Source organism: Flavobacterium sp. PS2, from assembly GCF_046250155.1.
Taxonomy (GTDB): domain Bacteria; phylum Bacteroidota; class Bacteroidia; order Flavobacteriales; family Flavobacteriaceae; genus Flavobacterium.
This window is the reverse complement of record NZ_CP176426.1, coordinates 1,642,395-1,655,724: the sequence shown is the minus strand read 5'-3', so window position 1 is coordinate 1,655,724 and position 13,330 is coordinate 1,642,395. Positions and strand designations below refer to the sequence as shown.

The window sequence follows — 13,330 nt, the reverse complement described above, 5'->3', positions numbered from 1 at the left end:
AATATTAACTTTGTCGTTGTATCAAAAATAGTGTTTTTTTATAAATGACAATTCTATTTATGGCAAAGATTCCACTTCAAAAATGGAGTTTTAACAGTATCGAGATTTAAATTCTTATGAACGAATCTAAAATCTAAAATCAACTTCCGATAGCTTCGGGACTAAAAATTAAAATCTAATGCAATATCAGGGCGTACTTACAAAGATGCAAACCGAAATGGGGAATCCAATTCAATATTATTTGGTTTTCGAGGACAGTTTTATCAACGTTAATCAATTATTGAATAAAGAAATTGAGATCAGTTTTGTAGGCTTTCAATGTTTGAATTGTGGTAAGAAGAAAAAAATATTCCGTCAGGGATTTTGCTATGATTGTTTTTACTCAAGTCCAGCTGTTGGAGATTGGATTATGAAACCAGAATTAAGTACGGCACATTTAGGAATTCAGGATCGTGATTTAGTATATGAAGAAAAAGTACAATTACAACCGCATATTGTGTATCTGGCTTTATCTAGCGAAGTAAAAGTAGGAGTGACCAGAAAGACACAAGTGCCTACACGTTGGATAGATCAGGGAGCGACACAAGCCTTATCGATTGTAGAAGTTCCGAATCGTTACTTAGCAGGAATTACCGAGGTAGCGTTAAAGAATCATTATGCTGATAAAACAAATTGGAGAAAAATGCTTCAGAATAATATCGAAGCTGTTGATTTGATTCTTGAAAAATCTAAAGTAGAAAGTTTGATTCCTGACGAAGTTCGCGAATATTTTTATCCAGAGAAAAATGATTTGTACGAACTGCATTATCCTGTTCTTGAATATCCAAAAAAAGTAGCAAGTTTAAGTCTGGATAAAACACCAACTTTTCAAGGAAAACTTACTGGAATAAAAGGACAGTATTTATTGTTTGAAGACGGAACAGTTTTTAATATCCGTGGATCCGAAGGATATGTAGTGACAATAAATGTATAATTCTAAAATTGATATTTAACACATAGAAACATAGATTTAAAATTTAAAGAATTTCTAGAAAATCATGATTTTTTCACATAATGCTATGTGGTTTATTTTGAGTGAAACGTCTTTTTTATACTTCGAAAGTTAAGCTATGTTTTTATGTGTTGGAATAATTGAGATTAATGGGTAATCATTAGCTTCTTATTGTCGATTCCCTTTCTATAATGAGTGTTGGGAGTTCGATAGTTTGATGAATAACAGGAAGATGTTCTTTAATTTGAGCAATCTCATTTATTAATATAGCAGCTGCACGTTGACCAATATCATAACCAGGTTGGTCAATCGTGGTAAGCTTTGGCGAAATTACGGTAGACATAAACCAATTGCTAAAACCAAAAACGGCAATTTGCTCCGGAATCTTAATATGCATATCGTTGAGGTATTTTATAATACCAATAGCTACCAAATCGGTGATGGCAAAAACGGCATCAACATCTTTGTGTTCCTCAACTAGTTTTTGAGCATTGGCATAACCATCTTCAAAATCGGAGTTGTGATCACATAAATAAACCAGCGTAGGGTCGTAAGGAATATTATGATCTTCGAGTGCTTTTTTATATCCAAGAAAACGGTCAATAGAATTTTGTGGAGTATAAGAACCTCTAAAATGAGCAATTTTTTTATATCCCTTATTTATCAGATACGTTACTGCATCATAAGCAGCTTTTCGGTCATTGATAATCACTTTTGAGCAATCGACCAATTTGGCTATTTTATCAAATAAAACTACAGGAGTATTCTTTTTTATAGCATCGTTTATGTGAGAGAAATCATCAGTTTCATTTGATAGCGAAATCAGAATTCCATCAACTCTTTTTTGCTGCAACAAAGCAATCTGCTTTTTTTCAAGTTCATACTTTTCATTAGATTGCAAAATAATTACAAGATAACCTCTGTTTTCGGCCTCGTCTATAATTCCGTTTAAAACACTCGAAAAGAAATGATGCACCATAGTAGGAATAACAACACCAAGAGTCTTGGTTTCGTTAGTTCTAAGGTTTACCGCATTGGCATTGGGTTTGTAATTCATCGTTTCTACCATTTCAAGAACCCTTGCTCTGGTATTTTCGCTAATATCAGTGTACCCTTTTAACGCTTTTGAAACTGTAGTAACAGAAATTCCTAAAGCGGCAGCAATGTCTATAAGTCTGGTATCATTCATTGAATAAATGTAATAAAACTAATTGATAATTAATTAAATTTAATGAATCGAAAACGTTTTCGGTTAAATCGAAAACGTTTTCGGCGAAATTCTTCATTGATATAAATAAATAGGCAATAGTTTTACCCTAACTAATAACCTAACCAAATAATAAATCATGAAAAAGTTTAATTCTAGCTCAATAATGTCGTTCTGGATGTTATTGCTATTTATTCTTCCAGCAATGGTTTTTTCGCAAGAAAAAAGCAGTATTTCTGGACAAGTATTCGATGAAAACGGACAAACAGCACCGGGAGCAAATGTTGTTATTCAAGGCACTTCACAAGGAGTGAGCACAGATGTAGATGGAGGATATACATTCCCGAATCTTATTGCAGGAAGTTACATTATTCTTGTTACAAACGTAGGATATAAATCAACGCAAAAGAGCATTACAATTAAGGACGGAGAAAATTCAAAAGCCGATTTTCATTTAGAGGCCGAATCACAAAGTTTGAAAGAAGTAGTCGTTACAGGATCATCAAACCCAAGGTCAAAACTAGAATCGAGTATTGCAATTACGACTTTAGGAGCAAAAGCAATCGAGAGCAGAGCGCCAATAAGTACAGCAGATATTCTCCAGACTATTCCGGGATTTGTTGTAGAAACATCGGGAGGAGAAGTAGGAAATAACCTTTTTGCAAGAGGAATTCCATCGGCAGGAGCATATGAATATGTGCAAATACAGGAAGATGGTTTAGCCGTTTTTGAAGATGGAGCTTTGCAATTTGCAAATGCAGATAACTGGTACAGACTTGACGAAACAGTAAGCAAAATGGAAGCAGTTCGAGGAGGTTCAGCATCGATTTTTGCATCGAATGCACCAGGAGGAATTGTCAATTTTATTTCGAAAACAGGACAAAATGAGTTTCAGGGAAAAGCAAAACTTACTGTTGGAGATTATGGATTGTTTCGTACCGATCTTAATTTAGGAGGAGCATTGGTTAAAGATAAATTGTTTTTTAATGTAGGAGGATTTTATAGAGCCGATGACGGAATAAGAAAAACAGGTTTTACCGCAAACAAAGGAGGACAAGTAAAAATGAACCTGACCTATAAGTTTGATGACGGAGGATATTTGAGATTAAACTACAAAAAACTAGATGACAGGAATACATTCTATTTACCAATTCCATTAAAAAGCAATAATGGAAAAGTAGAAGGAGTAGCTGGATTTAATCCAAATTATGGAACGTTAACTTCTGCCAACTTTTCTCATTTAAGCGTACCACAATATGGAGGAGGAACTTTTAATGCCGATTTAGAAGATGGAGTTCACCCAGTTGTAGATGCTATTGGTGCTGAATTTAAAAAGAAAGTAGCTGATAAAGTTACCCTAAAAAACGCATTCAGAAATACTAAAATAGACTTGAATTACAATGCAATTTATAGTAGCGGTGGACCATGGACACAAGATGGTTATGCAACAGATGTGCAAAAATTAGCTCCAGCAAACACAGGAGATTTAAGTTATACTTACGTAGATAATAATACAGCATTAGATCCAAATGCATTAATAATGAGAGCAGATCATTGGTACATTCACAAACAAATGGAAAATTTTGCTAATAACCTGTCTTTTAATTTCGATTTAAAACCTGTTAATCTTACTGTTGGGTATTATTACTCTAACTGGAAATCGAAACAATACTGGAACTGGAGTAACTATCTGGTAGATGTTACCGATAATCCAAGATTAGTAAATGTAAATAATACGGCAAGCGGAATTGCACATACTTGGAACGGAATAGAAAGAATTACCTGGCTTGAAAGAGATGCCGAAACAAAAGGAAAATTAAATGATTTTTATGTTGATGCCGAAATCCAAGCTACAGATAACCTAACGTTTAATGCTGGCGTGAGATACGATAAAAATGTATATTCAGGATATAGAGATAATGCACGTTTTGGTGCTGAGAATCTAGGAGTTCTAGATAATAATACAGCCGATGACGCGGTAACTACAATACAAGGAAATCCTTATACATACTGGAAATATGATGTAAGTGAGTTTTCATATACAGCAGCAGGGAATTATAAGTTTAATGAAAACATGGCATCTTACATAAGATATAGTCACGGTTTTAGATCACCAATAGAAGAGTCATTTTATGACAATGCTAAAGATTTGAGTAAACTAGAAAATACGTTTGTAAACCAATTAGAGTTGGGGTATAAATATGCTAATTCATTCCTTTCGGTAAATGCTAATTTGTTTCACATGAATTTAAAAAATGTTGCCTTTACAGATATATTGGCAGACGGAACATCTGAAAATAAATTCGCCGATGTAAACAATTTAGGTTTAGAAGTAGAAACTAATTTAAGATATAGTATTGCAAGATTGAACTTTAATTTTACAGTTCAAAATCCAGAGTATGATAATTTTACAGGACAAAATGCCGATGGAAGTACGTTTAATTTTAACGGAAACACAGCTCGTAGAATCCCTAAATTCTTTTGTGTAATAAGACCAGAAGTTGATATAACTAAAAGATTATCAGGATATGTTCAGTATTCTTATTTTGATAAAAAATATACAAATCAGGATAACGAACAAGTTTTACCAGCTTTTAAAGAAGTTGGAGCAGGTTTAAGCTACGTAGTCAACAATTTAAGATTTGCTGTTGATGGAACTAATTTATTCAATGAAATTGGTTTGACAGAAGGAAATCCAAGACAATCAACATCAGATACAGATGTGTTTTTGGCAAGACCTATTTTAGGACGTGCTTTCAGATTTTCTGTAGCAATCAACTTTTAGCTTATATATTAATTAGTTCAGCCAAATGCTGTTTTAATAACGGCATTTGGTTTTTTGTTACATTCGTTAGTAAATCAATATGTTAAGATGAAAAAAGCAGGAATAACAGCAGTATTATATCTCAATTACTTTGTATTTGCAATATTACTAAACAGCGTTGGGATAGTAATTTTAAAAGCGCAAAAAAATTATGGCGTAAATGAATTACAAGCTAGTATTCTAGAAGCTTTTAAGGATTTGCCTATTGCAATTGTATCGTTTTTAATAGCTTCATTTTTACCAAGAATAGGCTATAAAAAAGCAATGCTTATCGGGTTAGGATTGGTAACTTTTGCCTGTATTGCCATGTATTATGGCAACTCTTTTAATTATGCTAAATTGCTTTTTGCAACCGTAGGAGTTTCTTTTGCTTTGATAAAAGTATCCGTTTATTCGCTTATTGGTACAGTAACCAATAATCAGAAAGAGCACAACGCTTTGATGAGTAGTGTCGAAGGTGTTTTTATGATAGGAATTGCGCTGGCATATTTTTTATTTCCAGCATTTAATAATGATACTAATCCCGATTCCTGGCTTAATGTGTATTGGTTTTTGGCTTTATTGACATTACTATCATTTGGCTTTTTATTCTTTATAAAAATAGAAAAACCTGTAGAAATCCCGGGAGCTAATCTTGCCGATGATTTTGTACAAATGATAAAACTAATGGCAAAATCATTAGTTATAGTTTTTGTAGTAAGTGCTTTTTTATTCGTAATGATTGAGCAGGGAATCATGTCTTGGTTGCCAACGTTTAATGATAAAGTACTTCACCTATCAGAGAATAATAGTATAATGATGGCAAGTATTCTGGCTATTTCATTGGCAATAGGAAGAATCTTGGCGGGAGAAATCACCAAAAAAATAAACTGGATCTGGGTATTGAGTTTCTGTATTATATGCGCTATGCTCATTGTGATTTTTGTATTACCAAAAGCAGTAGGACTAGAGGTAAAAACGATTCATTCCTTTAGTGAAATTCCATTAATAGGTTTTGCATTTCCGCTCGTAGGGTTATTTATTGCACCTATTTATCCGTTGCTCAATTCGGTTATATTAAGTGCTTTGCCTAAAAAGTTACATAGCTCCATGACCGGATTAATTGTAGTGTTTTCTGCATTGGGAGGAACAATAGGTTCAAGGATAATAGGATGGTTATTCCAAAATCAAGGACCACAAAATGCATTTTATTACACATTGATTCCGATGTCATTATTATTGGTCTCATTCTTTATATTAAAAAAAATAACTACTAAAAATGAAATTTAAACTAAACATAAATCAGACGCTTCAGAGATTATTAGCACAAGAAGACACGGATGGTGATAAAAAAATTACGATTGACGATAATGGGCCCAAAAGTTTTTTATTGGAAGACGAAAATGGAAATTCTCTAAATGTTGAAGGAACTTATTATTTATCTAATTTATTACAGGAATTGGCATTGGCTAAAAAAAGCAATTCAGAATTTGCAGAAATAGATAGTGCCGAAATAATAGAGAATCCTGTAAACCGTATTTCTAGAAAAATAAAAGATTTATATTGGAATGGATTAACGAGAACTATCGATGCAAAAGGCGTTGCAAAAATTGTAGAAGATGAAAAGATAGAAAATGCAATTTCTTATTTGTATGTTCCTGCAACAGATGCTGTAGCTTTTGAGTATTTTAAAAATTTAGAAGCATCCATTCCGAAGTTAAAAGTGGTTCAGCTAGCCGAAGATATTTCATCAGAATATGTCTTGACGTTAAATAAAAAACCTGGGATTTTGGCTTTGGCATTGCAACAAGATAATAAGGAGATAAAAGGTATTCCGTTTGTAGTTCCGGGAGGCAGGTTTAACGAAATGTATGGTTGGGATAGCTACTTTATTGCTATTGGACTTTTGCTAGATAATAAACCAGAACTTGCGGTAGGGATTGCCGAGAATTTTAAATATCAAATAGATCATTATGGCAAGATTCTTAATGCCAATAGAAGTTATTATTTAACGAGAACACAACCACCGTTATATACTTCTTTAATTGTTGCGATTACAAAAAAATCTAAGCCAGAAAAAGACTGGATTACAAGACATCTTCATACTGCAATAAAAGAATATCAAACCGTTTGGATGCAAGAAGGGAAGAGGCTTACGCCAAATGGACTAAACCGATATAAAGCAGAAGGAATTGGACTTCCGTTTGAAGTTGAGGTAGGACATTTTGATGATGTTCTGGAAAAATACGCGTTGTTATATAATTTGCCATTAAGAGAATTTGAAAAGAAATATCTTGATAGAGAAATTATCGATGCAAGTCTGGATGCTTATTTTGTTCACGATCGCAGCATGCGAGAAAGTGGTCATGATACAACCAATCGATTTGTAAATGTTTGTGCCGACTTAAACACGATAGATCTTAATAGTTTACTTTATAAATATGAAACGGATATTGTTTTCCTGATTGAAACAGAGTTTGATAATCAATTTAAAGATGAGAAACACACAACATATTCTAGTGAATATTGGAAAGAAAAAGCAGCTTTAAGAAAAGATAAAATTAATGAATTGCTTTGGGATAAGAATGCAGGGATTTATTACGATTATAATTTTATAAAAAATGAACCACATCCATTTGATGCAGCAGCAACATTTTATCCGCTTTGGGCAAAATTATGCAGCAAAGAGCAAGCAGAAATTTTAGTAAAAAAGGTGTTGCCTAAATTTAAATTAAAAGGAGGAATCGCAGGAAGTACCAAAGAGGCAATTGATGATCTTGATGTAAACTCGCCACAACGACAATGGGATTACCCTTTTGGGTGGGCGCCACATCAAATGTTTTTATGGGAAGGATTACTAAACTATAATTATATAGATGAAGCTCAGGAAATGATTTATCGATGGTTATGGCTTATTACTCGCAATGCGGTAGATTATAACGGAACTATTCCTGAGAAATTTAATTTAGAAACCAGTTCCCTTAAAATATTTGCCGAATACGGGAATGTAGGTACAGCATTCGATTATATTACCGAAGAAGGTTTCGGTTGGATGAATGCTTCATATCAGCTTGGATTGAGTATTTTAAAAACAGAACTACAAGCTGAATTAGATAAACTAACAGATCCTGATACATTGTTTTAGAACAAATAAAAAAGAGGCTGTCCGAAAAGTAATTTTCAGATAGTCTCTTTGTTTATTGAGATAATGCCTATTTTTTTAAATTATTGATGAAGAAAGCCCCAGCGGGACGTTATATTTATAGTAATTTTAATTGTAATCAAAAGAAACCCCATCGAGGTGACATATATAGCAATCTAGAGGAAAATCAAAATATCGCTACGCTGTAGCAATTATCTATCATATCTTCTGAAAATTTCAAAAAAATAAAAGAGCCTAAGAATTAATATTCTTAGGCTCTTTTTTAATGTAATAATGAAATTTTATGGAGTCGTTGCTGGCTCTTCTTTTTTCTTTTTCTTAAACAAACCGTTTAATAAATCACTCGCTTTATTCGTTACTTCTTGAGTAGTTTTTTCTTTACTTGCTGCACCCGCTTTTGTAGTATCTTTTGATTTGGTGTTTTTATTAATCAAATCAGTTAAAGCATTTGTACCTTGTTTTGTGAGCTTATCTTTTTGCTGATTTACCAATTGAGTGGTTAAACTCGTAACGGCACTTTTCATATCAGTAGAAACTTTCGGGTTAGAAAAATTCCCAGTCAATAATGCGTTAATCGGAATGTTTTGCAATTTAGCAGCATCGGCAGGAGACATTTTAGCAATAAAAGCATTTGCCTCAGATCCAAGATATTTTGCAGGAACATCTAATTTGATATTATAGTTCATCGTTTGGTCAAAACCATGAGTTCCGCCAACAGTGATTTTAATATCTTGATATTTAATGTCAAATGGTTTTACATTTACTTTTCCATTGTCAAAAGTTAGGGCTGCTTTAATATCATTCAAATTCACTTTGTTCATATCAATGAATTTAATATTTGAAGTTAAAGCATTTAATACAGTTGAATTTTTAGAGTTTATAGTAGTTGAAAGTAATTGTCCTAATAAATCTCCTGAAATCGAATTTAAGTCGGGAGTTAATTCCTTCGCATCTAAATTTCCGTTAAGTTTAATAGTCGAATTTAATTTACCATTGATGATTCCTGCTATAGGAGCAATTTTTTTCATCATATCTAGTTGCGTAAAAGTCTGCGCAATATCAACCTGATTGAAACCTAAATTCATATCAAAAGTTGGTACTTTCGCTTTTGTAGAAACAGTTCCGTTTACCCCAATTGTACCTCCAAAAATAGATGTTTTAAAGTTTTCTAAAGTTGCTTTTTCGTCCTTTACAATTATCTTTCCAGATACATCTTTCAATTTTAAATTATCATATACAACCGTATTTGCTTTAGCAGTTAATGAACAATTTAAGAAAGCCGGAATTTTCATTGCTTCAGCTGGTTTTGCCTTAGCTTTAGTATCAGTTTCTGTTTTAGTTGGAGCAGGTTCTCCTGTAGTCATAAAATCATCAACAACCAATTGGTTTGAACTCATGTTGAAGTTTCCTCTTAACTCTTGTTTCTTAAACATAAAACCGTAGAAGTTTTCAAGAACACCATTAATGCTAATATCACTTTTTCCAGTTGTAGCATCAAATTGTTTTAAGTTAACCGTACTTGGATTAAACTGAACCAATGCAGTACTAATATTCATCGATTTGTTGTTTTCATCTGTATATTTAAAACCAGATAAGCTCATTGTACCCGCATTTTTTATGTTTTGGTATTGACTTTTTTCAACCGAAGCCATATCAAAATTAGTAGTAACATCAGCTTTTAAAATTCCAGCCAATGGTTTGTCCATTTTTATAGGATACGCTTTAGAAAGGTTGGCTAAGTTAATAGTTCCTTTTAAGGCTGCATCTACTATAGGATTTACAGTAATGTTTTTGATATTTGCTTTAGCGTTAAAAACATCCTGATCAATCTTGAACGAAAGTTTATCTAAATTTACATAAGTATCATTTAAAATTCCCGTTTCGTTTATAATCTTAGTATCGATTACAATGTTTTGAACCGATTTTGGTAAGTTCGGATATTTAAAAGAAGCATTGTTGGATGCAATTGCAACATTAAATTTAGGAACTGTAGTGTCAGATAATAATCCTTTAGCAAATCCTGCAACAGTAAAATCTCCTGTAGTTTTTACACCATCTAATCCAGATGCATATGCAGAAGGGATTAAACCTAAGAAGTTTGTAAACGATGAGGTTGGAGTCTTAAACTTCAAATCATATTGTTGACCTTCTTTAACCATTTGGATAAAACCATCAAATTCTAATGGTAATTGATTAATTAAAGCTTTGTTCTCTTTAAAGGTATATTTACTTTTATCTAAATCGATACCTAAAACTGCATCAAGAGTTAATGATACATTTTTCATGTAATTTATCTTGTCCATATCCAAGGATACTTTTGCAGTCGATTTTGTTGTTAAGTCCAATTGCGAAGCTGTGAAATCTCCTTTTCCTTCGTGGTTTAAACTATCGATAACCATTTTAATTTTAGAACCCTGATCAAAATATCTAAAAGTGAAATTTTCGATTTTATACCCTTTTATTTTTAAAGAAAGAGGCTTGCTATCTGTTTTGTCTTCCTTTTTAGAGTTGTCTTTTATAGCAATGTCAAAATTTCCAACACCATTTTTGTCGAATATAATATTCACTAATCCGTTTTTGGTATCAATTCCTTGAATGCTCAAAGGTTCGTCTTTTCCTTTGAAAAGTTCTTTGATGCTCATTTTTAAATTCAACTCACCTAAAGAAATAAGTGTATCTCCTTCAAAAGGAGCTTTGTTTATAATCACTAGTTTTTCGATAGAAACGTTAGCATTCGGGAAGTTTTTAAATAAACTCAAATCGGCATCAACAAAACTAACCTTAGCGTCAACACTCTCATTGATAGCTTCGGATATTTTGGCTTTTATCTGATCTTTAAAAAAATACGGAATGGCAAATAGTGTTGCAATCAGTAAAACAATTACTATTCCTGCGATTTTTAGAATTTTCTTTACATTCATATACTGAGTTATTTGGATTCAATTATTGCAAGCAAATTTTATGCCTGCTTCTTGCAAAAATAGACTTTTATGCGTAATCCTCTTTGTAATTTTTTCATAAAATGGATTTTCCGCATAATTATTTGTGGGATTTATCTGTTTTTTAACTGCAAAAAAAATAGCCTACTGCATATCGAGGGGCGACTATGAGTAAGCTATTCAAAAAAATAAACAGGTTATATTCGTTAAGAACTTTACCTGCGTAAAGTGTCTTAAATACTTGTATAAGTATACTTCTAATATTTTGCTAAAGTAGCTACAACATATACTTACATGTGTTACCGGTAAATTAAACCTGAGTTAACTTTAAGCGGTTTATGTAAAATAAAAAATCCGTTTAAGTTAGACTCAAACGGATTGTAATTATAATGAAGTTGTAATTATTGAATGGTAATTTGAAACGGAATCATGGCTTGAACGCCTTTCTTGTTTTGTAACCTTTTTATTTGTTCAATAATAACATAATTGTCTTCGCCTATTTCTTCTTTAAGGAAAGCTTCTTTAGATTTTGCAAAAGGTAAATTTTGCAACATATCATTAAATTTCTTATCGTATTCTGGATAGTTTTGTGTACTGAAACTTTTTATTTTAGCCAGACTTGCAGCTTCAGCAATAGCATCATTTAAACCACCAATTTTATCTACAAGACCAATTTTTACAGCCTCAGAACCAGACCAAACTCTTCCTTGTGCAATAGCATCTACTTGCTCAAAAGTCATTTTTCTTCCTTCGGCAACATGAGATACAAATGTTTTGTAAATATGTTCAACGCTTTCTAGTGTTACGGCTTTAAAGTTTTCATCCATAGGTACAAACGGACTATATCTGGCTGAGTTTTCGTGAGTTTTTACTTGTTCAGTATTAATTCCTAGTTTAGTTGCTAGAGGAGTAAAGTTTGGTAACACACCAAAAACTCCGATAGAACCTGTTATTGTATTGCTTTCGGCAAATATTTTATTAGCGTTACATGCAATATAATATCCTCCAGATGCAGCATAATTACCCATAGAAACAACTACAGGTTTTACTTTTTTGGTTAATTCTATTTCTCTCCAAATCAAATCAGAAGTTAAAGCACTTCCTCCCGGACTGTCGATTCTTAATACAATTGCTTTCACATCTTCATTTTTGCGAGCTTCTTGCAAAGAACGACGCATAGATCCTTCGCCAATAACGGTAACATCACCTTCGCCACTTTGTATTTCTCCTTGTGCATAAATAATCGCTATTTGGTCGCCAGAAGTGTCTGAACTCATTGCAGTAGTAATAATGTTTTGAGTATAATCAGAAATTGAGATTTTATTATAATCATCATCACCCGTTACTTTTAATGCTTTTTTGATGGCATTATGATATACATCTTCGTAAGCGATAACATCTATAAGACGTTCTGCTTTTGCCATTTCTGGAGTTCTGGCCAAAAGACCATTTGCGATTTCATTTAATCGCGTAACTGGAATGTTTCGGCTTTTAGAAATATCAGCAACTACAGAGCTCCATATTGAGTTTAATAAAGCGCCAGTTTGTTCTCTGTTGGCATCACTCATTTTATTTTCAAGAAATGGTTCAACAGCACTTTTGTATTTTCCATGACGAATTACTTCCATATGGATACCTGATTTATCCTGAAAATCTTTAAAGAACATAATTTCTGATGATAGTCCTTTAAAATCTAAATCTCCAACAGGATTTAAATAAATAGTATTCGCAACGGAGTTTAAATAATATTCTTTTTGCGAATAAGCATTAGAATAAGCCATTACAAATTTTCCTGATTTTTTAAAGCTTTCAAGAGCATTACGTAATTCTTTACTTTGTGCCATTCCTAAAGAAGATACATCATTAAGGATAGAGATTCCTTTTATGTTTTCATCTGTTTTTGCAACTTCTATAGCATTAATAATATCTGTTAAGCCAATGCTTTTTTGCTCTGAAAAAATAGTAACCCAAGGGTCTTTATATTTCCCTGCATAATCATTTTGTATTTTTCTTAAATCGAGCTCAATTACAGAGTCACTTTTTATTGTAACAGCATTACTGTCGCCACCAAAAACTGCGGCTAATAACATTATTCCGAAAAAGGATAGCATGAAAAAAACAAAAATACCGATTACGGTAGCTAGTACATTTCCTAAAAATTTCATAATTACATTTTTTTAATAAGTAGCAAAAAAGCTAAAATGTTACAAATCGCGACTTTATATTT

Annotated in this window: 7 protein-coding genes; 4 read left to right on the top strand and 3 right to left on the bottom strand. The window is 32.5% G+C overall.

The window, feature by feature from the left end; translation table 11 throughout:
- Positions 1 to 178 precede the first annotated feature (178 nt).
- Positions 179 to 973 (top strand): DUF2797 domain-containing protein, encoded by a 795-nt coding sequence (locus ACJ6WR_RS06995; RefSeq protein ID WP_409417435.1) that lies wholly within the window; start codon positions 179 to 181, stop codon positions 971 to 973.
- 178 nt (positions 974 to 1,151) lie between these two features.
- On the opposite strand, the gene ACJ6WR_RS06990 is transcribed toward ACJ6WR_RS06995, so the two are convergent.
- Positions 1,152 to 2,180: a LacI family DNA-binding transcriptional regulator gene (locus tag ACJ6WR_RS06990; RefSeq protein WP_409417434.1), complete on the bottom strand. Its 1,029-nt coding sequence runs from the start codon at positions 2,178 to 2,180 to the stop codon at positions 1,152 to 1,154.
- A gap of 157 nt (positions 2,181 to 2,337) precedes the next feature.
- Here ACJ6WR_RS06990 and ACJ6WR_RS06985 point away from each other — a divergent pair, with 157 nt between their 5' ends.
- From ACJ6WR_RS06985 to ACJ6WR_RS06975, 3 genes are all read left to right on the top strand, one after another.
- Positions 2,338 to 4,983 carry a TonB-dependent receptor gene (locus ACJ6WR_RS06985; protein ID WP_409417433.1) on the top strand — a complete coding sequence of 882 codons (2,646 nt, stop codon included), beginning with the start codon at positions 2,338 to 2,340 and terminating at the stop codon, positions 4,981 to 4,983.
- Positions 4,984 to 5,070: 87 nt separating this feature from the next.
- Positions 5,071 to 6,291 (top strand): sugar MFS transporter, encoded by a 1,221-nt coding sequence (locus ACJ6WR_RS06980; RefSeq protein ID WP_039114794.1) that lies wholly within the window; start codon positions 5,071 to 5,073, stop codon positions 6,289 to 6,291.
- Positions 6,281 to 8,146 (top strand): trehalase family glycosidase, encoded by a 1,866-nt coding sequence (locus ACJ6WR_RS06975; protein WP_409417432.1) that lies wholly within the window; start codon positions 6,281 to 6,283, stop codon positions 8,144 to 8,146. Before ACJ6WR_RS06980 ends, ACJ6WR_RS06975 begins: the two co-directional genes overlap by 11 nt.
- A 299-nt stretch (positions 8,147 to 8,445) precedes the next feature.
- Here the strand turns inward: ACJ6WR_RS06975 and ACJ6WR_RS06970 are convergent, their stop codons facing one another.
- Complete coding sequence (locus tag ACJ6WR_RS06970; protein WP_409417431.1) at positions 8,446 to 11,085, bottom strand: AsmA-like C-terminal region-containing protein; 2,640 nt, start codon at positions 11,083 to 11,085, stop codon at positions 8,446 to 8,448.
- Positions 11,086 to 11,504: 419 nt separating this feature from the next.
- Complete coding sequence (sppA, locus tag ACJ6WR_RS06965) at positions 11,505 to 13,268, bottom strand: signal peptide peptidase SppA (RefSeq protein WP_039114790.1); 1,764 nt, start codon at positions 13,266 to 13,268, stop codon at positions 11,505 to 11,507.
- Between the last annotated feature and the right edge of the window lie 62 nt (positions 13,269 to 13,330).